Source organism: Arthrobacter sp. SLBN-100, assembly GCF_006715305.1.
GTDB lineage: Bacteria > Actinomycetota > Actinomycetes > Actinomycetales > Micrococcaceae > Arthrobacter.
In genome coordinates this window covers 2,880,282-2,903,525 of sequence record NZ_VFMY01000001.1, presented here as the reverse complement: position 1 = coordinate 2,903,525, position 23,244 = coordinate 2,880,282, and the positions used below count along the sequence as shown (strand labels likewise).

The window sequence follows — 23,244 nt, the reverse complement described above, 5'->3', positions numbered from 1 at the left end:
TAGCGGGTCCCGCCGCCTAGTAGGGCGGTTGGGCTGAGCCTACGGTTGGGAAATACGGAAGCCCTTTGGGTTTGCGGTCCATGGTTCCGGGCTGCAAACGGGCGGGACCTTACGGTCCGGCCACCGAAAGGACCTCTGTGAAAAATGACTGACGCATCAGGCAGGGCGCCAAGCATTGGTGCCTGGCCGGCACGGGGAGTGCAGACCCCGGACTTGGCCGTCGCAGGTTGCGCCGCGACCATGGAGCCAAAATATGACGTCTGCACCTGGAGTCCTTCCCCGCCTGACCAAAAAGTCGAGCACCGCGAGCCCGGTGGTCACGCCGACCGACCTGCTCCCGCCCGCACCGACGCAGCCTCCGGCCACCGTGCGCGCACTTCCCGTGCCCATAAACCTTGGCGGTGCACTGGTCCATTTGACGGCTTTCGAGGAAGCCCTGGAGATCATCATGAAGCGTGCCGGCAGCGAGGAGAAGCCTCTTGCCGTTGCCTCTGCCAACTTGGACCACATCAAGCACTTTGGCCACGGCTCACAGTGGTCCGGCGCCCTGCGGCGGAATGGGCCTGTGGAATGGCTGACCCTCCTGGACGGTGCACCACTGGTGACCCAGGCTGAAAGGGTTACGAAGGTCCGCTGGCCACGGCTGGCCGGCAGTGACCTAGCCTTGCCCATCCTGGCCGCCGCCGCGGAAAATTCATTACGTGTGGGATTTATGGGCGGGCTGGCTGCTACGCATGATCTGGTCCGCGGGCGCCTAAGCCAGGAGCTGGGGACACTCGAAGTTGCTGGCTATTGGGCGCCTGAACGGCAGTCCCTGTCGGATCCAGGGGCATCGGAGGCGCTGGCCGCTGCAATTTCGGCCGCCGGGGTGGACATCCTGTTCGTCTGCCTGGGCAAACCGCTGCAGGAGCTGTGGATCAACAACTTCGGCCATCTCACCGGCGCCAGGGTGCTGCTGGCCTTCGGAGCTACCGTCGATTTCCTGGCTGGCAGCGTTCGCCGGGCGCCGGAACCGCTCCGCGATGCCGGGCTTGAATGGGCCTGGCGACTGGCACTTGAGCCGAAGCGTCTGGCCTCGCGGTACTTGATGGACGGCCCTCCCGCCTATGCCAGGCTCCGGTCTTTCAGTGGGGCCGAGGCCAAGGCTCCAGTCCGTCCGGAGCCGCTGCAACCCGCCTCCCCAGTTGTAGCCGGGATCCCACATTCGCCAGCTCAAAAATTCACGGCAAACGGCGATGCCGCCCAGGTTGCCGTCCTGATCGTGACCTATAACAGCCAGGACACACTTCCGTTGCTGGTGGCAGATCTCCGCAGGGAAACCGGCGAGCAGAGCATCCGGGTCATTGTCGCGGATAATTCACCGTCCACCACAACGGTGGATGCGCTCTCCGGGCAGCATGATGTGGACATTTTCCGGACCGGCGGCAACCTGGGGTATGCGGCGGGCATCAATCTTGCCATGCGACGGGCTGGCTCAGTGGATGCGTTCCTGGTCCTGAACCCGGATATTCGGATGGAGCAGGGGTGCGTGGCCAGGATGCGCACCCGGATGCAGCAGTCGGGCGCCGGCGTTGTCGTCCCCCTGCTGCGCGATGACGATGGCAGTGTATACCCGTCGCTGCGGCGCGAACCAACCGTCGCGAGGGCAGTGGGCGATGCTGTCCTGGGCAGCCGGATCCCAGAGCGCCCCGGGTGGTTGTCCGAAATGGATTTCCACCCGGACAGCTACGCGCGGGCCCACCAGGTGGACTGGGCAACCGGCGCCGCACTGCTGATAGACAGCAGGATTGCCCGAACGGTCGGAGATTGGGACGAGCGGTACTTCCTCTATTCGGAGGAAACTGACTTCATGCGCCGCGTCCGACGTGCCGGGGCCACCGTGTGGTTTGAGCCCACGGCAAGGATGGCTCATTCCCGCGGGGCTTCCGGAGCTTCGGCAGCACTGAATGCGCTTATGGCTGCGAACCGCGTCCGCTACGTCCGCAAGTTCAGGCCGGTCTCCTATGCCCGCGTCTTCCACGCGGCAGTGATCCTCAGTTCCCTGCTTCGGGCGCCCCTGCCGGGCAACCGCGGGGTCCTCGCAACAGTCGCGCACGAATCGCGCTGGTCTGACCTTCCGCATCCTGATTCGGAGCTGGACCCTTCGCTCATGCCAAGGGGGTCCGTCGTCATCCCAGCCCACAACGAGGCTGCGGTTCTTGCGCGCACACTCGATCATCTGGCTCCCTACGCGGCCGCCGGCCGGCTGGAAGTCATCGTGGCCTGCAACGCGTGTGAAGACGGCACTGAAGGAATTGCGCGACGCTACCCGGGTGTACAGGTCCTCGAACTCACCGAAGCCTCCAAAGTGGCGGCACTCAATGCAGCAGATGCACTTGCGACCACGTGGCCGCGGCTTTACCTCGACGCGGATATCGAGATTCATCCTCCAGCCTTGGCCGCACTGTTCTCCTCGCTGTCCGTCGGGCGTCTGCTCGCAGCCCGCCCCGACTTTATCTACGACAGCCGGGGAGCCCACTGGTTGGTCCGCTCATATTACCGGGCACGCTCCAGGATGCCCTCCCAGCGGACACATCTTTGGGGTGCCGGCGCATATGCCGTCAGTGCTGAGGGCCATACCAGATTTGGCTGCTTCCCCGACCTGACGGCCGACGACCTTTTCGTCGATTCGCAGTTCACCTCCGCCGAGAAGACCATCCTGACAACCAAGGCCTTGGTGGTCCGGACCCCACGCACCATCACAGGGCTGAACTCGATCCTGCGCCGCACTTACCGCGGCAATGCGGAGCAAGGGGGCACAATCAGGGTCAGCGGCAGGCTGGCGGAGCTGCTGGCCACAGTGAACGGGCCGACGTCGGCCATGGACGCCGCTGTATATACTTTCTTCGCGGTGCGGGCACGGGTTCCGGGCCGAAAGGCTGGCACGGCAGTCTGGGAGCGGGACGACAGTAGCCGCTGAAGCGGAAAATGGCCGATGGACCTATCAGTGGGATAAGTCCATCGGCCATTGCGGTTTGCGGCTGCCGGCCTGCCGGAAGGCGCCCGACATCCCCTGGGCGCGGTGAGGCCGGATCCCCGTCAGCGCGGTCTACGCGATTGGCCCAGTGATATTTCCTCTGCGCCACCCATTGTTTGCTGCCTGCGCCGGACGGGATATCGGGGTACTCTGCCGGCCACGGCAGCAGCGCCCGTACAAAGACCAAAGGCGAGCAGGACCAGCACCACCGCCGCCGCCGTGGGCCTGGAGGCGTGGTAACTTACGGTTATTGCCGAGGGTGAGCCTTCAGTGGTGATGCGCGCAGTCCCGGCCACCCCCAAGGAGTCCTGTTCCTGAACCGCCGCTGCCGCGACTTTTCCGGTCAGTTCTGCCACCATTTTTTCCACTGTGGCAGGGTCTTCCGCCACGGCTTCAACGGTGACCACGGCCCTGCCGAACGAAGGCTGCCACTGAGTCCCGCCGTTGGGAAGGTACACGGAGTAGCCTTCCCGGATCCCGGTTGAGTAGAGGCTTGCGCCGTTTGTCTTGAGCTGCGGCTCGCTGCCCTTGGCAATGGCCCGGCGTTCGATCACTGCGGCGAACTGGACGATGTCCTGCGAATCCGAGCGAAGGGGGTTTCCTGCCGCTGCCCCCGGAGGTGGCAGGAAAACCACATCCTGCCGGGCCCAATAGACTCCTTTGCTTTGGCTGGCAGCAACGACGAAGGGCGCCATCAGCAGCAATACGGTCAGGGCAGGTGCCCAGTGCCTGATGTTTCCCCATCCGCTTGTGGACCGCAGGCGCGGGAGAGCCGGAAAAGACGCTGACGGCAGGTCCCGCAGGTGCCAGTAAGCGCCACACACGCCCGTCATGAGGAAGAGACAGCCCGCCGCCTGCGGAAACGACAAGACATCGAAGAAAGCAGTCAGCGTTGTTCCGGCTGCGACTCCGGCCGCCAGCGCTGGACCGAGTTGAACATACAGCTCTTCGGTGTAGCGCTTTCGGGCGATGAGGGCAGCCGCGAAGGCCGTGACGGGAACAGCGATTAAGGCAGCCAGGCCCGCGCTACCGGTATCTATCAGGCTGACGAGGTATTGGTTGTCAAGAATCCGGTACTCGGGCAGGAACGTACCCAGGCCCCTGCCAAAGACGGGGTTCATCTGCCAGAAAGTCCACACGATGTCGTAGTTCTCGGTTCTGGATTTCAGGCTGGCGTCCTCCCCGCCGAAGAGGCCCAGCACTGTTCCCATCATTCCTGGTACCACGGCCCACACCGTGACAAGCAGGCCCAGCGCGGCAATACCCGCCTTGCAGCGGATCTGCGGGGACCAGAACGGAAAGAGTACCGCCACCGCCACCGCCAGGCCGATGATTGCCGAACGGGATACGGAGAGCATGAGGGCAAAGGCAATGGCGGCGACGGGGAACCACCGCAGGAAGACATGCCTACCGCGGTCATGCAGTGCAAGGCTGATGGAGACAGGGAAGAGCATGGACATCACGAAGGCGTACTCCAGTGGATTCCGAGCAGTGGCGGAAGGCCGGCTGAAACCGCCGCGTTCCTGAAGGGCCCCGAAATCACTGACCGACAGGCCGGGAATGGCCAGGTCTGCAACAAATGACTGGCCTGTGAAAAATTGCAGGATTCCAAGTGCCGCATACAAGCCGGCGAGGAGGCAGCACCAGCGCAGGAAGCCGATCAACCGCTCCTTGGTGGGAATTCCGTCACTGGCCAAAAACAGGACACTCGCGAATGCGGCGGTCCGGACCAGTCCGAGGTTCAGTCCATTCGTCTCGGTGGGCGTCGCTGCCCGAAGGGCGCCTGCCGCATAACTCGCCATGACACATCCTATGAAGATGAACATCGCCATCCGAACAGGCTGGATGCGGTCCGCGAGGATACGGGCATTCCGCTGCAAGTGGTACCAGCCCCACCACGGAAGAAGCACTAAGGCAAACAGTGCTGCGGGTGCTCCCGCCCCGCCCAGCGCCTCAATGGCCCGGTTGGAGGGCAGCACCAGGAGTATCAGGAAATAAATGATCAGGAAATCGACGGCGTCCCATCCCGTACGGTCCCGTTCGGGACCGCTGGCGGCTATGGAGAGCATGGAGCTCCGCGGGTCAGCGTGTCTGCGCATGCATGCGCTCATGTTCGGGGCCCAGGGTTGGGGTGCCGGGGAAGTGCTGCTGATCTTCGGACGCTTCATCCGCTTTATGAACTTGGGCGGCAACGCTACCAAGGCCTTCGGGCCGCTTACCGTTGCGGGACCCCGCCCTTGCCCGTCGCGTTCCCTTGCCTGCCCGCCGACGAAGGAGGACCTTGTCCAGTTGCCCGGTCAGCAGCAGTGTTCCAGCGATGCCCGCTGCGCCGAAGCTCAGGGTCATCCGCGTCCTGGCACTGTCATCTATCCCGGCTTCCTCATCTGAAGACAACGGCAATGACGTCACGGTGGAAGGCTCGCTGACGTTCAGCGAATCCTGCAGGCTGTTGAGGTTCTGCGGTACAGCGCCAAGGACGTCATCAAGGGCCTTCAGTGCGTCCTCTTCCCTGGCCGCGGTGACCGTAACCAGGACGATGGGCCCATTGGTCGAGGGGTCCCGGCTGGTGGAGTACTCAACTGAGTCGTATTTGCCGACGATACCGCGCTGCACGTCGGGAGAATTCAGCTTGACGGTAAGGACCCCCAGCGCCTGTTCCAGTCCGCCCATGTAAAGGAACGGGTTGTCGCCGGAGATGACGGCAGTCGGCGGGGGCACCAAAGCAACACTGCCGGTGGCCTCGTACCTCACCGGCGCCCGGCCGTAGACGACGAAGGCCAGAGCGGCGGTCAGGAGGACTCCGGCTATGACCAGATACCATCTCCGCCTTAGGCTGGCGAACAAATCACGCAGGAACATCTATCGACTCCTCAACCATCAGCGGCTGGACAGGGAACGGAACCGGGCATTGACGGAATCCTTCAGCCGGTCCAATCCCGATTTTCCGAAGGTCCCGAGAACTGCTGCCTTTGCCAGGGACCGCAACCTGTCCCGGCTCCACCTGCCAGGCCGGGCGAGAGCCAACTCATACAGCAACTCCAGCCCGGAAGGGTCCTTAACCCCGGACAACAGCTGTCCAAAAGCCTTCGGCGCCGCGCTGGCGGCAATCCGGGTCCCATGGACGCGGTTGCTCACGTTGGTTCCGTGGACCACCTGAAGCCAGCCCGCAGGGCCATCGATTTCCAGCACGGGCATAGACTTTCCGAGCCGGGTGTGCCAATCTGCCCAGCAGGTCACGGGCGAGTCCCAGGTTTCCCGAACCGAACAGAACGCATTGGTGCTGTCCCTGTTCGCGTACAGGGCGTCCCCGCTGAGAATCAGGCCGTTGACGAAGTACACGGCCGTCCGGGATGACCCTGTTGGGATCTTCTGGAGCCGTTCTACGAAGTCCGTTGCGAGTGCGTCATCGTTGTCCAAATTACTACTTATGAGCCGTTGCCCCTTGGCGCCGGTGACAGCCCTGATGTCGGAAATCCGTTCGGAATCAGAAATCTGCGACCGGTAGACAGGGGTGAAAAGCCCGCCGGTGTTGAGTTCCGCGAGTCTGGACTTGAGCCATACCGGGCTTTCCGGATCGAGGTAGATAATCCAATGGAAATCGGTACTGGTCTGGGATTGGACGGATGGCAGGCAGAAAGCCTCGAACAACGCCATCCGTTCACGGAGCCAGCCCTCCCTGGCGCGGACCCGGCCTTCTATGCCGGCCGTGGGCACATTGAACCTGGTCAGGATCACATGGTCAGTTGTGTGGTTCATAGCTTCACCTTGTAGACGTGGTAAGCGGATTCATGGGCGAAGGAATCCGAGAAGCGCCCGCGGCCGTCAACCGGAAGGGAACGGCCCTCGAAAAGGACCTCCACGGTGTCCGCCTTGATGTCCGGCGGAAGGGAGAAGTGCCGGCTTCCGGGTACGGACTCCCCTGTGGCCATCGCGAAAATGTAGGCGGCGCCGTCGTAGGTCTTCAGCATGGTGTCCAGACCCTCGCCGAAGGAATAGTCATAGGACTGCGTGTTGAGTACCGGTGCCATCTCATGAATCTGGGAGTTGATGTTCTTCATGCCCTCGATCTGCGGGGCGCCACAGTATTCGGCGGTCACCTGGGCCAGCCGCAGAACGCTGCCGCCACCGCAAGGGCCGGAAAGGCTTTGGTTGAAGTAGATGATGCCCCGGGCTTCATTGATGACCGAACTCATGACCGCCCCCTCCAGCTGTCCCGGGCTGATGTTGGCTACGAAGGGCCCCTCGCCGGGACCACCGTTGAGGTTCTCCACGAACTGCCACAGCGGCTGCAATTTCCCGTCCGCGGCGTCTTGCTGGCGCAAGGCCTCCATCGTCTTCCCATAACTGGACGCAGTCCGGCACGTAGCTTTGTCGACAGGGACCAAGTGGGTGTTCTGATACGGCTCAAGGCTGCAGTAGGGGATGGTGTACCAGTACATGTCCAGGGAGACGGCGTCCGTGTAGCCGTTCACGAAGGCTTGGGCGTCGGTGGCCGGCATGTACTGGCTGATGACCATTTGCGTGAAGTTGGCGTACTTGAAGAGACCTGCAGGGGCTGCATCGGCGAGGCGCTGCAGATGCTCACGGCCGTCCTCGGGGGTGAAACGGCCATCGACTTCGTCGTCCAGGAAGGCACCCACCCAGTTGGTCCCGGAAGGAGTGAAGCTCTCGTTGAGTTTCCCGCCGATCCAATAGACGCCGTTGCGCTCAAAAATTGAGTAGGGAGTGCTGCTGTCCATGCCCATGTAGGTGTTAATTCCGTGCTCTTTGTCGAAGCGCACTTCCTCATCGCTGCTGATGCCGTTGTACCAAATTGCCACAGGAAAGAAGGAGGGTTCGTCCCAACCGGCGGCGTCTGCATTGGTAAAGGATTTCCAGTAGTCCGGGCCGCCTTCCCAAGGAATCCTGGGCAGATTCAGCCCTGCGCCAGTAATGGCCGCAGGTTTCATCTCTTCATTGGTGCCGGGCACCGGAGGAGCCCCTGCGACGGGAGTGCACGCAGCACAAAACAGTCCGATAATTCCGAATATTGCTGCAGCCGTGCTGCGGACGTAAGTGCTCATGGCTTGCCACTTCCTTCAATGATGGACATCAGGCGACGGGCCCGTTCGTGCCAGGAATGTCCTGCGGCGAACGTCCGGCGGTCAGCCTCCGCTGCAGTGTCTGGCGGGGCGGCCAGTTGCTGCTGGACTTGTCGGACAAAGTTTTCGGTCCCATCGCAGACGGTCACCAGGTCTGTCTCCAGCCAGCGGACCGCAGGAAGGTCGGTCGCCACCACCGGTAGACCGGCCGCCAAATAATCGAGGGTCTTGAGGGGAAAAGACGCCCGGTTGAACGCGTTGTCACGGTAAGGGGTCAGGCCCACTCCAGCGGTAGCCAGATGCTCCTGGGTTTCGGGGAGTGGAACCCTGCCCAGCCATGAGACATTGTCGGAGGCCAGGAAAGTATCCAGCCGGCGGCGTACTTCGGGATCACGGTCGGTGCGTGGTCCTATAACCAGGAGCGGAACATCCGCTTCGTCCAATGCCTCCAGCAGGTCCATGTCCAGGCGTTCGTTCAGCTGTCCGACCAGCGCCGCGGTAGGCGTCCGGACGGGTGCGGGCTCTTGGAGGGCTGTAACGGCGCAACCGTTGGGAAGCACTGCGGTCGAATGCCGGTTTGCCTTCATCCGGGAATCAACCAAGGCGGCCAATGCTGGTGAAACTGCTGCCGTGTGTCGTGCTGCAGCCAGGTTGGCTTGCAAGGTCTTTTCCACCAGCGCAGGCGCCAGTCGCATCATTCCCGCGCCCGCCGACCAATCATCTGTCACGTAAAGCATGGTGGGACCTGCGAGCCCGGGCGGGAAACGTGAGACTGGCGAGGACAGCAGGGTGGCCCTGGCCTCCACACCTAGCCGGGCAAGACCAGTCCGGATGTCCGCTGACAGCAGCCGGCTCGTCAAGGGCATCACCAGCCGACGGGTAAATCCGGGCAAAGACACGGACCGCAGGCGCGTGACGCCGTCAGCAACCTCTGAAAGTTCAAGACGGCCCTGGGGGCGGTCAGGCGACCGCAGGGCGTGATGGAACGGCAGGGGCGGATCGACCCAGAGCACCGGAACCAACTCTGCCAGTGCTACGGCAAGGTGGTGGTCGGTGCCACTGACGTTTTCCCAGCGGCTGCCCGGGATGAAAACCAGCACTGCCCTTTCGTTCCTCATCCCCGTACTCCCTTCAGCAAGCGCTGCATGGTGGCCTGGCGCTGGCCGGGCCGTGGTGCGTTGAAGTCGTCCTCCGCGGCGCAACCCCGCAGTTGCCGGGCATGTTGGGCCACCTCATGGGCGACAAACCGGCCGGCAGCTCCCAGATTGTTCCGTAGCTGCACTTCCACCCGCTCCTGCATGGCCCGCCCGTAGCAGGCTTCCTGCAATTCGGCCGCCCGTGCCAGCGAGAAGCGCCGGGTGACTGTCGCGAGGCCGAAGGCGGATAACTCGCGGCGGCGGTCCGGGTTCCGGTGAATCTCCACCAGTAGTCCTGCGAGCCTGCCGGCTCCGGTTTCCGTCGCTGGGCCGGTGCCAAACCACCCCTGCTGCAGGAAAAGCGGCAGGGATTCCGGAGTCAGCAGCTCCCAGAATCCCTGTTCACCCTGGACCACGAGAGGTTTGGCGAAAGACATGGCCCGCAAAGCTGAACCTCCCATGCCGAGGACAAGATCCGCGGTGGCGTAAGCCGGCCGGGGATCATCCAGTTGGCCCACCAACACGACAACCCGGCGTCCTATCCCCTGGTTCAGTTCTTTGGCGGCCGCCTCGACGATGTTGCGCGCGGGGCCGCTGCCAGCAATGAGGTACTGGACGGGAATCTGGTGGGCCACCCTGCCCACTGCCTCGATGGCGGACAGCACGCCTTCCAGTTTCAATTCAACTGCGAGGCGGGTGACTGTTGAAACAATAAAGGATGAGCTTTCCAGCCCCCACTGGCGGCGGAAGGCTTCCACCCCGACGTCGATGCCGGGATTGTTATGGGCAAGGTCAACGGGAGGTTCCATCAGCTCAGCGCGCGTCCTGCCGAAGTTCTGCTCTGCTGCCAGGATGTTGGCCGTTCCGACCATCAGGGGCAGGTGTTTGGGGATGAAAGGAGCAACTGCCATGGACATGACAGTGCAAACGGCCACCGCGCGTGTTTTCCGGGCGGCGAGCACGCATTCAAGAGTGGGCGGCCATTCGTAGCCGTGCAGGACATCGAAATTACGTGAACGGACCAACTGTTTCAAGGCGCCAACGATTGCCGGAGTGGGGCGGTGCGAGGGCCGGGGGGATTCAACGAATTCGAGTCCCAGTTCGCTGATCCGTGCATTGAGTGCACCCCTTTTGCCAAACATGACTACTTCGTGGCCCCTTTGTTGCACTGCAGCCGCTATCTCGATGGCATTGATTTGGCTGCCGCCGATTTCGAGGTCGTGAGGGAAAACCAGAATTTTCATGCGACCGCCCCGGCAGTTTGAGAAGCATTTCCAATGGTGCGCAGGAGTCCCAGCGAGGTTCGGCGCAGGTAGAGCAGGCCCAGGGCAAGGGCTCCTGCGACCAATCCCGAAGATGCAACTGCGGGAAGTGGATCAGGTTGCACCGTTGCCATCAGCCAGGCGAAGGCGCCAGCTGCGAGCCCGGCACTGGCTGGAAGACAGCTGCTCCTGGCCATGGGTGCGAGATTGACGCCTGCTTTGCGCACCTGGCGCAGGTAGCAGGGGAGGACGACGAGGCCCGTGACCAGCGCCTGTGCTGCCGCGAGGCCAGCCAGCCCGAACAGGAGGGCGCCGGAGATAAGCGCGGGTATGAGGACCACCAAGCTCACGGCCTGGATCATGAAGACCGTGCCGGATCTTCCCAGGACCACCAGGAAGTCGTACGCCAGGTCGCAAATGATCTTTGCAAACGCAGCTATGACGAGCCAGGACAGCACGGCGGCCGCTGGGAGCCAGGCCATCCCGTAGAGCAGGTTGACCACCGGTTCGGAGCTGGCGGCAAGGAAGACCATTGGCGGCAGTGTGACGCATAGGAGGACAGAGAAGATGGCACCCAGCGTGTCATTGAGTCTGGACGGGTCATTTTGCAGGGACGAGAACGCGGCGGGCGCCACCCTTCGCAACGGTTGCGCCAGGATGCTCACGGGCCAGCTGGCGAGGTTGAAGGCCAGGACGTAGAACCCCAGCCCTGTTGTTCCCAGCAATATTCCGGCCGTGAGCTGGTCACTGTAGCCCACCGCGAAGAATATTATGCTCGTCCCAGCCAAAGGCAGGCCGAAGCGAAGCAGGGGGCCAACCAGCGTACGGTCCAGGCCAAACCGGTACGGCAGTGGGGAAGCCTTGAGGAACATCACCGCTGAGATGAGGCTCCCCGCAACCCGGCCCACCGCCAAAGCCATGGCTCCCATACCTGCAACTGCCAAGGCGAGCGAAAGGACCGCCCCAACCCAGACATTCGCCTGGTCGATCCCCATTCGGGTTTTCTCACGGAAATCACGCTGGAGCAAAGCGGCCGGCGAGGCCACGATCCCGTTGATAAAGACACTAAGAATCAACACACGAATCACACCGGTGGCGTCCGGGTCGCCGACAGCCGCGGTAAACACCGGTGCGGCAAAAATTGCGGCGGTGCAGAATAGCGCACTGCCGGCAACGGATATCGTGTTGACCGTGGGCACGATCCTGGAAGGGTCCCCTGGCCAACGCACAATAGCCAGTGATACCCCCAGCTCGTTAAAACTGAGGACCGCCATAAGCGCGACCAATGCCACCGCGAAGGTGCCGAAGGATTCAGGTCCCAGGACGCGGGCAAGCACGATTCCGATTCCAAGCGTTCCTATCCGGGACAACACTGTGTTGAGCACGCTCCAGCCGAAGGCGCTGGAAGCGCCGGGGCGGGTGGTGGTACTCGTCACGATGCCTCCAAGGCGTCGCGCAGCGCCTCCACAACCCGCTCCTGTTGCCCGGCGGTGATGTGCGGGTAAAGGGGCAGGGACAGTATCTGTCCGGCGGCTTCCTCTGCAACAGGGAAGGATCCCGGCAGCGAGCCGTCGGAACCGTAGGCCCCACTGAGATGCACCGGAACCGGATAGTGGATCCCGGCCTGGATCCCCGCCGAGTGAAGAGCAGCTAGAACAACATCTCGCTGGGGTACCCGCACCACGTACAAGTGCCAAACATCGACATTTCCGGGCGCCTCGCGAGGGACAACAACACCGGGAACATCAGCGAGCAGCTCCGAATATCGTTCAGCCGCCGCCCGCCGCAGGAGGTTCCAGGACGCTAACCGCTCCAGTTTGGCCTTGAGCACCACCGCTTGAACGGTGTCGAGCCGTGAGTTTATGCCAATAGCATCGTGGCGGTACTTCTCCGAGCTGCCATGGGCACCCAACATCCGCACCCGGGCGGCAACGCGCGGGTCATCTGTCAGCACCGCACCAGCATCACCGGCCGCACCAAGGTTTTTCCCCGGATAGAAACTGGTGCCGGCAGCAAGGCCCAGCGTGCCGGCAGCACGGCCAAAGCGCCTTGCCCCCTGCGACTGGGCAGCGTCTTCGATAATCACAGCCCCGCAAGCATCAGCGATAGGGACCAACCGCTCTACGAACGCCGTCTGCCCGAAGAGGTGAACCGGGACAATAGCCTGGGTCCGGGACGTCACGGCCGCGGCGACGGCAGAGGGATCCATCAGTAGGTATTCCGGGTCCACATCCACCGGAACTGGTACCGCCCCGATCCGGCTTACGGCCTCGGCCGTAGCAATGAAGGTGTTGGCGGGAAGAATGACCTCACCCCCAGGTGTGACACCGCCTGCCCGCAGGGCCAGCTCCAGCGCATCGGTACCGTTGGCCACACCAATGCAATGCCTGGTTCCGACGAACGAAGCGTAGGCAGCTTCGAAGTGGGCCACAGCCGGACCACCTATGAAGGACGCCCCTTTAAACACCTCGGCCAGTTCCGCCATGACCTGCTCGTGGACATCCGCCTGCTGCGCCGCCAGGTCCACCAACGGCACCGTTGAATCAGCCCGGACTTCAACTTCCGCACTCACCGCACACCCCCAAAATGGAAACTTTCCCGTTCAATTTCATGAGCCGGTACACCCACCCAGGTCTCGCCGTCGGGCACATTGCTGAGCACCGCGGCACCCATGCCCACCGTCGCGTACGCACCCACCGACGTCCGTTCACGGACGCTGGCGTTCATACCCAGGTAAGCAGCCCTGCCGATCCGGACTCCGCCGCCCAGGGACACTCCCGCAGCGAACGTGGCAAAGTCCGCCACGTCGTCGTCGTGCGTGAATGTCACGGACGGCATGGCCACCACGTGCGAACCGAGAGTGACCGAGGCAGTCATGGTGACGTTGCGCAGCAGGATGCTCCCCCTTCCGATCCGGCAGCCCTCCGGGTAGTGCACGGAGGGGTCCACCGCCGTGGCGTAGCGCGCCTCATTAAGTCCCATCCCCGTAAGCCTCGACACCACTGCTTCCCGTGACTTCCCCGAGCCGATGCAGACCAGGATCAGCGCGTGCGTGTAGTTGACGGCATCGTCGATGGTCCCAAGCACCGGAGCACCGTCCACCGTTACGCCGGCCATCTCCTTGTCGTCATCCAGCAAACCCACGACGTCGTACTGTCCGCTGGCCCGCACCATCGCCAGGACTTCCCTGGCCAGGCCGCTCGCCGCAATCAAAATCAGCTCGCTCATGTCGCCCCCCCTGTGGCGGTATCGCGGATGGCGCAGATGATCCGGCTGAGGCTTGCATCGTCGAGTTCGTGGAAGACCGGAAGGATCAGCGTCCTGTCGTTGAGCCGTTCGGTGTTAGGCAGCAATGAATTGCCGGTGTCCCGCTTGCGGTACGCCGGCTGCCGGTGTGCCGCCATGATGCCCCTGCGGGCGGAGATGCCCGCTTCCGCGAGGCGTGCCAACAGGCCTTCACGCGTTGTGCCGAAACCGGGCAAGACCTCCAGCCACAGCGACTGGAAGTTGCTGGTCCCGTAGGGCGGGTCGGACACCAGCCGCAGCCCCCGCAGGCCAGCGAGTCCGGCGACATACCGCGCCGCAATGTCCCGGCGACGTTGTACCACCTCGGGCAGCCGCCCCAGTTGCACAATTCCGACGGCGGCCTGCAGGTCCGTCATCCGGTAGTTGAACCCCACCTCAAGGTAGACCTCCGGCATTGCCAGCAGGGAGCCGTGCCGGTCCGTGGCGGACACGCTCATGGAGTGCTCCCGGAGAGTCCTGGCCCGGGCTGCCCAATCGGCCCGGTTGGTGGTGAGCATTCCGCCTTCGCCGGTGGTGAGGATCTTGCGGGGATGGAAGGACCACACCGCCACGTCCGCTCTGGCACCCACCGGCCGGTCCTTGTAGGTGGAGCCAACAGCGCAGGCAGCATCTTCGACGACGGTAATCTCATGGCGGTCACAGAGTTCGCGGATCGGGTCCATGTCCAGGGGTACGCCGCCCTGGTCCACCACGATCACAGCCCGGGTATCAAGGGTCAGGGCCGCGTGGATGGTTTCCGCGGTCACGTTGCCTGTTGCCGGATCGACGTCGCAGAACACGGGGCGGGCCCCGACATAGGTGACAGCGTTCGCCGTCGCGATAAAGGACAGCGACGGCACCACTACGTCGTCGCCCGGGCCGATGCCCGCCACCACCAGCGCCAGGTGCAGGGCAGTAGTGCAGTTGGAGGTTGCGACGGCGTGCCGAACCCCCTGCGCGGCGGCGAACGCTGCTTCGAACTCCTTAACCTTCGGTCCCTGGGCCACCCAGCCGGAGGCAACCACTTCCGCCAGGGCCCTGGCTTCTTCTTCCCCAAGCCAGGGCTTCATGACATTGATCCGGGAAAGGACCGCATCCGTGCTCATTTGGCACCGACCTTCCTTGTCGCCGCGATCTCGTCCCTGAGCGGCTTCCACCAGGCGACGAGCTCCCGCAGTCCTGCCTCGAGGTCGGCTTCCGCCTTGAACCCCAGATCACGGGCAGCCGCGGAGATGTCCGCAAGGCGGCGGACCACGCCGTTGACCTGCCGCGCCTGCCCGTGCTCAACCACCAAATCCGAACCCATGACCCGCAGCAGCGCCTCCGCCATCTCCAGCAGGCTGGTCTCGGTTCCGCTGGCGATGTTGTAGATTCCGTTCGTGACGTCGCTGGCGGCTGCGAGGACATTCGCCCGCGCCACGTCGGCCGTATAAACGAAGTCCATCGTCTGCAGCCCGTCCCCGAAAATCAGCGGGGGCCGGCCGTCCATGATCCTCTCCATCCAGCGCACCAGGACTTCGGTGTACAGCCCGTGGACATCCATCCGCGGGCCATAGACGTTGAAGTAGCGGAGCATCACGAAATCCAGGCCGGTCATTGCGTGGAAGCTGCGGGCCATTCCTTCGTTGAAGGATTTCGCGGCCCCATAAAAGGTATCGTTATTGGCGTGGTGATGGCTTTCGCGGGTGGGAAATTCCTCCGCCATGCCGTACACCGAGGCGCTGGACGCAGCTACCAGCTTGTCCACCTTGTGCTCGGCGGCGGCTTCGAGGATGTTGAAGGTTCCGTCCACCATGACCTCCAGCGCCAGTCGCGGTTCCTCAGCGCACTGGGTGATCCGGATGGCCGCCTGGTGGAACACCAGATCCTTGCCCCTGGTCAGGTCATGGACCAGGTCACGGTCCCCGATGTCTCCGTACACCAGCTCCACCTGCCCGCTGGCCAAGGCTCCGTCCAGGTTGTCCAGGCGGCCGCGGACCAGGTTGTCCAGGACCTCCACGCGTTCAACGCCCGCTTCGAGCAGCGCGTCCACCAATGTGGAACCGATGGTTCCCGCTCCTCCGGTTACCAGGACGTTGGCCCCCTGCAGCCGGCTCACCGCACACCCTCGAGTTCGACGCCGGAAGCTGCGGCCTCTGCTGCACCGGTACCTTCAACAGGGGAGGCCTGGCCGTCCAGACTGAGGCTGCGGCTCACCGCCTCCAGGACGGAAAGGACCCGAAGGCCCGATTCGCCGCCGGTCCGCGCCTCCTGGCCGTTGCGGATGCAGAAGGCGAGTTCGGCGACCACCTGTCCCAGCGCCTCGCGTTCCGGCAGGGCGGGCGACCAGGTGTCCCCGAGCCGGTAGGACACAGCGTCGGATGCCTTCTCCCCGGCCGACTTCGGCTGCCGGTCCAGGCTGACGCCCCGGTCGTACACGCTGAGCCGCTGCTGCGGGTTCAGGTCATCCCACACGAGGGTGCGGAGGGATCCGCCGATCACCATCTGCCGGATCTTGGTGGGGCTGAGCCAGTTCACGTGCACGTGGGCGGTGGCATCATTGGGAAGCCGGAAGTTCAGGTGCCCCACGCAGTCCCGCCCGGTTCCCAGCGGATCGGCGCCGAAAGCCGAGACTTCGGCCGGGTTCAGCCCGCCGGGGAGGACGAAATCGAGGATGGACAAGTCGTGCGGCGCCAGGTCCCAGAACACATCAACGTCCGGCTGGACGAGCCCCAGGTTGATGCGGGTGGAGTCCACAAACAGGATTTCACCCAGGGACCCTGCCTGCACCAGTTCCTGCATCTTCAGCACTGCCGGTGTGTAGCAATAGGTGTGGTCCGCCATCAGCACCAACCCGTTTGCCCGTGCTTCGGCCACCATTTCCAGTCCATGCGCCCGACTGTCTGCCAGCGGCTTCTCCACCAGGACGTGCTTTCCGGCGCGCAGCGCCGTCATGACCGTCCCGTGGTGGGTGCGTGCCGGCGTCGCGATAGCCACGGTGTCAACATCAAACGTGTCCAGCATCTCGTCCAGCGACTCGACCACTGGAATGTCGCCCAGTGTGGCAGCCAACTTGCGGGCCCGCTCAATATCCAGGTCGCAGATCGCCACCAGGTCCCAGTCGGGGCTTGCCTGCAGGTTGCGCGCCAGGTTCGGGCCCCAGTACCCGGCCCCCACGACGGCGATCTTGAGTTTGGGGACGGGTTGCCGGGGGGTAGGGGTGTGGAATGGATTGTGGAATGTCCTCATATCACTTTCTTTCCCGAGGGTGCGGTTGTTTAGTAGGCGCCGGACGGCTTGATGACTGCGCGGAAGGTCCGCCACAGGATCAGCAGGTCGCCGGCGATTGACCAGTTTTCGACGTAGTAGAGATCCAGCCGGACGGCTTCATCCCAAGAGAGGTCGGAGCGGCCGTTGATCTGCCACAGTCCAGTGATTCCGGGTTTGATCAGCAGACGGCGGTGGGTGTGCCGCTCGTAGGCGCTCACTTCGCGGTCCAGTGGAGGCCGCGGACCCACCATGCTCATGTGGCCAAGCACCACGTTCCAGAGTTGCGGGAGTTCGTCGAGCGAGTATTTGCGCATCCAGCGCCCGCATCGCGTCACCCGCGGATCGTCGCGCATCTTGAAGAGGACGCCCGCGCCCTGGTTCTGCCCGTTCAGCTCCGCCAGGCGGGCTTCGGCGTCCACCACCATGGACCGGAACTTGAGCATTCCGAAAACACTTCCGCCCCTGCCGATTCTGTCCTGACGGAAGAACACCGGGCCGGGGCCGTCCAGGTGCACTATCAGGGAAAGCACCAGGAGCAGCGGGGACAGCACCAGGAGGGCGGCCAGGGCCATTGCCACATCCATGACCCGCTTCAGGACATGCTTGGCGCCGCTGTACTGCGGGATGTCCACGTGCATCAGGGGCAGGCCCTCCACCGGCCGCCAGTGGATGCGCGGTCCGGCCACGTTGGTCAGCGTTGCCGCCAGGACCATCTCGGCGGAGCACTCTTCGAGCTTCCAGCCGAGTTCCCGGATGAACCGGTTGCCCCCGGGAAGTGGTCCGGCCACAATCACCGAGTCGGCTTCCGCCAGGCGGACGGCCCGGGCGATGTCGTCCGTGGAGGACAGGACTGGCACCAGGGTGCTGTCCACGCGGAAGCCGGTGCCGCGGCGTGCTCCGGGGAGGCAGACACCGAGGATGTTGTAGACAGGCCCGGACTTCCGCGCTATCTGCTGGACGACATACCGGACGTCTTCCGGGTCACCCACAACCACTGCCCGTGAGAGGTGGCGTCCCTTTGCCTTTTCGGCTGTGAGCCGCCGTCGGAAGAACCAGCGGTTGGCTGTGAGGGATACCAGTCCCAGCGGCAGGGACACTGTGACGAAGGCCGCGGCGCCGTGGACGGAGAAAACAACTGCGGCGATAGCCAGCAGCCCGAAGATCCGCAGGCTTGCTGATGCCACGCGCTTGTATTCGTCGGCGCCCACCCCCAGCACCTTCGCGTCGCGGGTGCGGTAGATCTCCAAGGCGGAGGGCCACAAAAGGGCGACGGCGGCAGCCGTGGCCAGGGTGCCACCATCGCCGGGACTCTCGGACGCCACAACGACACTGGAGAGCTGGTAGCCGGCAAACACGGCTGCCAGGACCAGGAGCGAGTCGGTGGTGCGGAGGAAGTTGATGTGCCTGGCGAGCCATGAGGCCGCCGCCTTGCGCAGGGGAACGAAGGGTGCCTGCGGTGCAGTGGCTGGTGTTCGGGCTGCTGGCCTTCCCGGGATTACAGGTGCTGGAGTGCCCGTTGGCGGCAGCAGGAACCGGGTTCCTGCGGTTTCCGCCGCCGCCAACGGCGCTGTTGACAACCGCTGTGCAGCAGCGGGCGCAACGGGCCAGCCCAAGGCGGGGCGACGGGATCTGGCCACTGGTGTTTCTGCCATGATGTCCTCTTCCCGGCGTGTCCGCCTGTGCTTTGACCGTGGAGCAAAATTAGCCTCGGAATGACTGCCGTAGCGGGGAAAGGAAGGGCGATTGTGGTCTGGCGGACGTACAGTGTGGATACTGCGGGTACCTGCAAAAGCAGGAATTTGCGCCTAAAGTACGGGCAGTACGTACGGTTCGCGGGCCGTACTGTCCTTGCTGGCAGCAAGGGCGGTGAGTTGAGCGCGTGACTCCACGCCGAGCTTGCGGTAGATGGCAGTAAGGCGCACTTCGACGGTCCGGACGGACACGTAGAGGGTGGCAGCGATTTCCTTATTACGCATCCCGCGGGCCACCATCTGCGCCAGCGACCGTTCATGGTCGGCAAGCATCAGCATCGCCGGGTTGCCTTTGGGACGCGAAGGCTCCACGCGTTCGTCCAGCAGCAGGGAATCCACGCGCTGGGCCCAGGCATCGGCTCCAGCCTCATCGAACATGACTTTTGCCCGCAGCATCGCGTCGCGGGCCTCCCGTGCCCGGCCATCGGCGCCCAGCCGCTCTGCGTAGCACAGCATGGTCCTGGCTCGTTCCAGCAGCGAATCGTAGGCATTCCTGCCCTCCAGTGCCTGACTGAAAAGCTGGAGTGACTGATCCCCGTCGGCCAACATGGCCCGGCTCCGGGCAACAGCCGTCATGAGCCAGGGGGACCGCAGCCCCACGGACCGGCTCTCCAGCCGGAAGAGCGCCTGGGTGGCTTCCCGGTGCCGGCCCAGCCGCACCAGGGCCTCCACGAGGTCCCCCTCGCACCGAAGCAGCGTTGGGTTCTCGAACTCCAGACCCAATTCGGCCGCACGTGAGAGTTGGGCGAGCGACTCCGCGAGGTTGCCGCGCATCAGTTCAAAGTGGCCTTGGATGGCTGCGAGCTGGGCGGTGATGGAGTGGTGGCTTTCCGCTCCCGAGAAGTGCTGGGCGTCTGCTGCATATACCCGTGCCAATGCTTCATCACCCAGGGCGTGCGCCCGCCACACGCGGAAGACGCACCGCATCCCGCGGTGGTATTTCATCTCCGGTTCCTGGAGTTCGAGATCTTCGATGAGCTTCACCGCAGTCCGGACGTTGCCGGCGCGGATCTCGTTGTCCACGGCGAGGAATGCGGCGGTTTCCCGCCAGTTGACCTGGCTTGGTTCTGCGGAGTTCCGCACCATGGCGAAGGCCTCCCGGGCGAGGCCGGGATGCTCGGCGTAGCTCAGGGCGCGGCCGTGCACCAGCAGGCCAGCCAATCCGGCCTCTCCAACGGAATCATTCTTGCGCCGGAGGTTTTCGGATTTCCCGCCGATCGATTCGATAAGAAGCCTGGCCCGCTCCGCCACAGCCAGGCACTCGGAGGAAGCCGCGGCGCGGAATTCCTCTGCATGGCGCAGAAGTGCGGCGGCGTCCTTGAGCTCCCAGCGTTCTGCGAAGTGCAGCGCACCGATGGCCAGCAGGTTGGCCGAATACGCCGGGTCATGCTGTCCAAACTCCTTGACCAGCCGCAGCACCATCCTGGCCCGCACTGCAGCGCCCTGCATGAACTCGATTTCAAAGGAGAGACCGGTCAGCCGGAGTATCAGGGCCGGGTTGCGGGTGACCCGCCGGGCCCAGTCCAGGTAGCGCCTGGCGTAGACAAATTCTCCTCGGTTGAACAGCAGCTCCGCCACAGTAGTGAGGCGCGCCGCTGTCTCCGCTTCCCACGGATTGATGGTGAGTGCCCGCTCGATATACTCGACGGCGAAGGACACTTCCCCTGCCCTGATGAGGTTAACGGCGTAGCGGAGGAGGCCAAACGGGGTCTGCCGCTCCAATGCCGTGAAGCTCAGATGCCACCTGCGCGCGTGGGGGTCTGAGTCGGTGGCCGCCTCTGCCAGGGCACGGTGGCTGGCAGTCCGTACGGCCGGCGTCATGGCAGCGAAGACGTAGCCACGGAGCAGCTGGTCCCTGATGCCCAGGTACGGCCCTGACCGGGTGACCAGCCCGAAGACCAGGAGCTCGTCAACCCCGCTCCAAACGTCGCCGTGGACCTTCTCAAGGGTTGCGACGTCGCTCCGGAACGACAGTGACAGCAAGTCCAGGACCTGCCGCGATGCCGGAGTGAGCCCAGCGACGGCCGCCGCGAACCCAGCCTCGAAGCTGCCCTTGGAGGGCAGGGGAACGGGAAGGGCGTACTTTCCCTCCGACTGCCGGTCCAGTAGTTGAGAATAAAGTTCGACGGCGGCGAGCGGGTTGCCCTGGGTGGCTGCGGCAACTGCATGGACGGCTGCCGTCGCTGTTTGCCGCGCTGGAATTGCTTCAAGCATACGGACGGTGTCGTTGTAGCTGAGTGCATGCAGTTGCAGGGCGGGCAGGCTCATGAAAGGGCTGTCCGCTGAGTCTTCGCGCATGCTGATGAAGACGGCGAGGTCGGTTCCCGTCAAGCGCCGGGCGAGGAAGCCGATGACCGCCTGGCTGCTGGGGTCCAGTTGGTCCGCATCGTCGATCACGACGACGGTCCGTGAGGATGAGCGCTGGTGCAGTCCGTTGAGCAGCATGATGGAAACGGCAGGCACATCCAGGGAACCGGAAGCATCATGGAGGAGCTGATCGGCAATCCGGTTGAGGACCGGATCGTCCATCCCGTCCAAAAGTGCAGTCAGTCCGGACAACGGCCAGTCCGATTCCGAGGCGCTGGCCCGAAGGAAGACAGTCCGGCAATCCGAGAGCCGCGGGATTTCGGATAACAGGGCCGATTTTCCCATGCCGTGGGGACCAGTGACCGTGAGAGCCGCGTCCTTGGGGCCCCGGATCACAGAAAGGATCCTGTCCAGTTCCTTGCTTCTGCCTATCAATGACATGAGGTCCCCATCCGTCGAAGAAGGAGACCACTTTTCTTTGCGTCATCAGTTCAAGCACTGTTGCACTGCACCATCCGGTCATTTGGCATGCCCGGTGGTCCAGCCCGCTGTCCGCTCGTCACGTTCAGCACGGTACCCAGCCGTGGAGTCAATATAACGGCACGTCATTGCACCGCGCCACCGCTTAGGCGCTGGATTTCATCAAGATTTTCTCGATGCTTGAGAGAAATCAGCTGACTCATGGAGCGCCTGCAAGGTGGAATAGCGCAGGAACCGGTCGACTGCATTTTTGTGCCGATGCACAGCACCATTGTTTTGCTGCGGCGTCCGGGCTGCGGAAACCGGACCCCGACACGGGGCAAGCCAGGATATTACCGCAGGCATGGAAGCCTCAGCTTGAGCCGCCTGCCGTGCCGGCGGTTTTCCACATAGCCCGTTTTGTTCTGCCGCCTGCACAACCACGGGCATAGCCTTGGAGTCAAGACGAATCGCCTATCCAGTCCAAATGCACTAAGATAGTGAAGTCTGTGCTGCGTCCTGCTTCCATTCCTGGCGGCAGGGCCTCGCATGGCATCGCAAATGAACCTCCTGTTACGGAAATGCCGTAACCGCTTAGCCCAAAGGAGGTGGGTTCACATATGCGTCCTTACGAATTGATGGTAATCATCGACCCCGAGGTCGAAGAGCGTACCGTTGAGCCGTCGCTTCAGAAGTTCCTGAACGTCATCACCAACGATGGTGGAACCATCGAAAAGGTTGACATCTGGGGCCGTCGCCGGCTGGCTTACGAGATCAAGAAGAAGTCCGAAGGTATCTACGCCGTGGTGAACTTCACCGCCAAGCCGGAAACCGCCAAGGAACTTGACCGCCAGCTGTCTCTTAACGAGACCATCATGCGCACCAAGATCACCCGCCCCGAAGAGCAGAAGGTTGTTGCTGAGTAATTTCAGCACCAGTTCTCATTCTTTACCCCGCAGGCAACGAACTCTTCACCCAGGATCGAACAAGGAGGCAGTAGATGGCAGGCGAGACCACCATTACGGTCATCGGTAACCTCACCAATGACCCGGAATTGCGGTTCACACCGTCCGGTTCGGCAGTAGCGAACTTCACCATCGCTTCCACCCCCCGCACCTTTGATCGCCAGTCCAACGAGTGGAAGGACGGGGAAACCCTGTTCCTCCGCGCCGCTGTGTGGCGTGAAGCGGCCGAGAACGTCGCCGAGTCCCTCACTAAGGGCATGCGCGTGATCGTTACCGGGCGCCTGAAGAGCCGTTCCTACGAAACCAAAGAAGGCGAAAAGCGCACCGTTATCGAGCTTGAGGTCGACGAAATCGGCCCGAGCCTGCGCTACGCCAATGCCAAGGTCAACCGCACCCAGCGCTCCGGCGGCCAGGGTGGACAGGGCGGCTTTGGCGGCGGCAACAGCGGCGGTGGCTTCGGCGGCGGCAACTCTGGTGGAAACCAGGGCGGCAACTCCGGCGGAGGCTGGGGCGGCGGCAACCAGCAGGCTGCACAGGACGACCCCTGGGCTACGCCCGGTGTCTCCAATGCGGGCGGCTGGGGCAACGGCCCCGATTCCGAACCTCCCTTCTAACAACCAATAAGGGCCCGACGCCGGGACCCGCCCAAAGCGCCATACGGCACCAGGGCGGAAGCCGCCGTCGGACCACCACCATCCCGTGGATCAATATCCACGGGCTCCCTAGAATAGGA

At 63.5% G+C, this 23,244-nt stretch carries 17 protein-coding genes; 3 read left to right on the top strand and 14 right to left on the bottom strand.

Annotated elements, in window-relative coordinates:
* Positions 1-253: 253 nt before the first annotated feature.
* Positions 254-2,959 (top strand): WecB/TagA/CpsF family glycosyltransferase, encoded by a 2,706-nt coding sequence (locus FBY31_RS13430; RefSeq protein WP_142041751.1) that lies wholly within the window; start codon positions 254-256, stop codon positions 2,957-2,959.
* Between the two features lie 119 nt (positions 2,960-3,078).
* Here the strand turns inward: FBY31_RS13430 and FBY31_RS13425 are convergent, their stop codons facing one another.
* From FBY31_RS13425 to FBY31_RS13360, 14 genes are all read right to left on the bottom strand, one after another.
* A complete protein-coding gene (locus FBY31_RS13425; RefSeq protein WP_160142465.1) occupies positions 3,079-5,115 on the bottom strand; it encodes an O-antigen ligase family protein in 2,037 nt (678 codons plus the stop codon).
* Positions 5,099-5,875 carry a hypothetical protein gene (locus tag FBY31_RS13420; RefSeq protein ID WP_142041745.1) on the bottom strand — a complete coding sequence of 259 codons (777 nt, stop codon included), beginning with the start codon at positions 5,873-5,875 and terminating at the stop codon, positions 5,099-5,101. Before FBY31_RS13420 ends, FBY31_RS13425 begins: the two co-directional genes overlap by 17 nt.
* A gap of 18 nt (positions 5,876-5,893) precedes the next feature.
* The gene (locus FBY31_RS13415; RefSeq protein ID WP_142041742.1) at positions 5,894-6,772 is read right to left on the bottom strand and encodes a glycosyltransferase; all 879 of its coding nucleotides are present in this window, start codon (positions 6,770-6,772) and stop codon (positions 5,894-5,896) included.
* The gene (locus FBY31_RS13410) at positions 6,769-8,079 is read right to left on the bottom strand and encodes a hypothetical protein (protein ID WP_142041739.1); all 1,311 of its coding nucleotides are present in this window, start codon (positions 8,077-8,079) and stop codon (positions 6,769-6,771) included. Before FBY31_RS13410 ends, FBY31_RS13415 begins: the two co-directional genes overlap by 4 nt.
* Complete coding sequence (locus FBY31_RS13405) at positions 8,076-9,215, bottom strand: glycosyltransferase (protein WP_142041736.1); 1,140 nt, start codon at positions 9,213-9,215, stop codon at positions 8,076-8,078. The genes FBY31_RS13410 and FBY31_RS13405 overlap by 4 nt, the downstream gene beginning before the upstream one ends.
* Positions 9,212-10,477, bottom strand: coding sequence for a glycosyltransferase (locus FBY31_RS13400; RefSeq protein WP_142041733.1), 1,266 nt, complete (start codon positions 10,475-10,477; stop codon positions 9,212-9,214). Before FBY31_RS13400 ends, FBY31_RS13405 begins: the two co-directional genes overlap by 4 nt.
* Positions 10,474-11,931, bottom strand: a complete 1,458-nt coding sequence (locus FBY31_RS13395; protein ID WP_235013053.1) for an oligosaccharide flippase family protein — start codon at positions 11,929-11,931, stop codon at positions 10,474-10,476. The genes FBY31_RS13400 and FBY31_RS13395 overlap by 4 nt, the downstream gene beginning before the upstream one ends.
* Positions 11,928-13,067, bottom strand: a complete 1,140-nt coding sequence (locus FBY31_RS13390; protein WP_142041729.1) for a DegT/DnrJ/EryC1/StrS family aminotransferase — start codon at positions 13,065-13,067, stop codon at positions 11,928-11,930. Before FBY31_RS13390 ends, FBY31_RS13395 begins: the two co-directional genes overlap by 4 nt.
* The gene (locus FBY31_RS13385) at positions 13,064-13,723 is read right to left on the bottom strand and encodes an acetyltransferase (protein ID WP_142041727.1); all 660 of its coding nucleotides are present in this window, start codon (positions 13,721-13,723) and stop codon (positions 13,064-13,066) included. Before FBY31_RS13385 ends, FBY31_RS13390 begins: the two co-directional genes overlap by 4 nt.
* Entirely contained in the window at positions 13,720-14,886 is a 1,167-nt protein-coding gene (locus FBY31_RS13380) for a DegT/DnrJ/EryC1/StrS family aminotransferase (RefSeq protein WP_142041724.1), read from the bottom strand. Before FBY31_RS13380 ends, FBY31_RS13385 begins: the two co-directional genes overlap by 4 nt.
* Positions 14,883-15,878, bottom strand: coding sequence for an NAD-dependent epimerase/dehydratase family protein (locus FBY31_RS13375; RefSeq protein ID WP_142041721.1), 996 nt, complete (start codon positions 15,876-15,878; stop codon positions 14,883-14,885). Before FBY31_RS13375 ends, FBY31_RS13380 begins: the two co-directional genes overlap by 4 nt.
* On the bottom strand, positions 15,875-17,008 hold the full coding sequence (locus FBY31_RS13370; RefSeq protein WP_142041718.1) for a Gfo/Idh/MocA family protein: 1,134 nt from the start codon (positions 17,006-17,008) through the stop codon (positions 15,875-15,877). The genes FBY31_RS13375 and FBY31_RS13370 overlap by 4 nt, the downstream gene beginning before the upstream one ends.
* 29 nt (positions 17,009-17,037) lie before the next feature.
* A complete protein-coding gene (locus FBY31_RS13365; protein WP_235013052.1) occupies positions 17,038-18,681 on the bottom strand; it encodes a sugar transferase in 1,644 nt (547 codons plus the stop codon).
* A gap of 153 nt (positions 18,682-18,834) precedes the next feature.
* Positions 18,835-21,528 carry a helix-turn-helix transcriptional regulator gene (locus FBY31_RS13360; protein WP_142041714.1) on the bottom strand — a complete coding sequence of 898 codons (2,694 nt, stop codon included), beginning with the start codon at positions 21,526-21,528 and terminating at the stop codon, positions 18,835-18,837.
* A 638-nt stretch (positions 21,529-22,166) separates the two neighbouring features.
* Between FBY31_RS13360 and rpsF the strand changes: the two genes are divergently transcribed.
* Positions 22,167-22,472: a 30S ribosomal protein S6 gene (gene rpsF / locus FBY31_RS13355; RefSeq protein ID WP_013602900.1), complete on the top strand. Its 306-nt coding sequence runs from the start codon at positions 22,167-22,169 to the stop codon at positions 22,470-22,472.
* Positions 22,473-22,546: 74 nt separating this feature from the next.
* Entirely contained in the window at positions 22,547-23,125 is a 579-nt protein-coding gene (locus FBY31_RS13350; RefSeq protein WP_079597906.1) for a single-stranded DNA-binding protein, read from the top strand.
* Positions 23,126-23,244: the final 119 nt, after the last annotated feature.

Excerpts from the sequence above, each read along its gene's own strand:
- FBY31_RS13430 (WP_142041751.1), top strand. The coding sequence starts at position 254 with ATGACGTCTGCACCTGGAGTCCTTCCCCGCCTGACCAAAAAGTCGAGC.
- FBY31_RS13425 (WP_160142465.1), bottom strand. The coding sequence starts at position 5,115 with ATGCGCAGACACGCTGACCCGCGGAGCTCCATGCTCTCCATAGCCGCC.
- FBY31_RS13420 (WP_142041745.1), bottom strand. The coding sequence starts at position 5,875 with ATGTTCCTGCGTGATTTGTTCGCCAGCCTAAGGCGGAGATGGTATCTG.
- FBY31_RS13415 (WP_142041742.1), bottom strand. The coding sequence starts at position 6,772 with ATGAACCACACAACTGACCATGTGATCCTGACCAGGTTCAATGTGCCC.
- FBY31_RS13410 (WP_142041739.1), bottom strand. The coding sequence starts at position 8,079 with ATGAGCACTTACGTCCGCAGCACGGCTGCAGCAATATTCGGAATTATC.
- FBY31_RS13405 (WP_142041736.1), bottom strand. The coding sequence starts at position 9,215 with ATGAGGAACGAAAGGGCAGTGCTGGTTTTCATCCCGGGCAGCCGCTGG.
- FBY31_RS13400 (WP_142041733.1), bottom strand. The coding sequence starts at position 10,477 with ATGAAAATTCTGGTTTTCCCTCACGACCTCGAAATCGGCGGCAGCCAA.
- FBY31_RS13385 (WP_142041727.1), bottom strand. The coding sequence starts at position 13,723 with ATGAGCGAGCTGATTTTGATTGCGGCGAGCGGCCTGGCCAGGGAAGTC.
- FBY31_RS13380 (WP_142041724.1), bottom strand. The coding sequence starts at position 14,886 with ATGAGCACGGATGCGGTCCTTTCCCGGATCAATGTCATGAAGCCCTGG.
- FBY31_RS13370 (WP_142041718.1), bottom strand. The coding sequence starts at position 17,008 with ATGAGGACATTCCACAATCCATTCCACACCCCTACCCCCCGGCAACCC.
- FBY31_RS13365 (WP_235013052.1), bottom strand. The coding sequence starts at position 18,681 with ATGGCAGAAACACCAGTGGCCAGATCCCGTCGCCCCGCCTTGGGCTGG.
- FBY31_RS13360 (WP_142041714.1), bottom strand. The coding sequence starts at position 21,528 with ATGTCATTGATAGGCAGAAGCAAGGAACTGGACAGGATCCTTTCTGTG.
- rpsF (WP_013602900.1), top strand. The coding sequence starts at position 22,167 with ATGCGTCCTTACGAATTGATGGTAATCATCGACCCCGAGGTCGAAGAG.
- FBY31_RS13350 (WP_079597906.1), top strand. The coding sequence starts at position 22,547 with ATGGCAGGCGAGACCACCATTACGGTCATCGGTAACCTCACCAATGAC.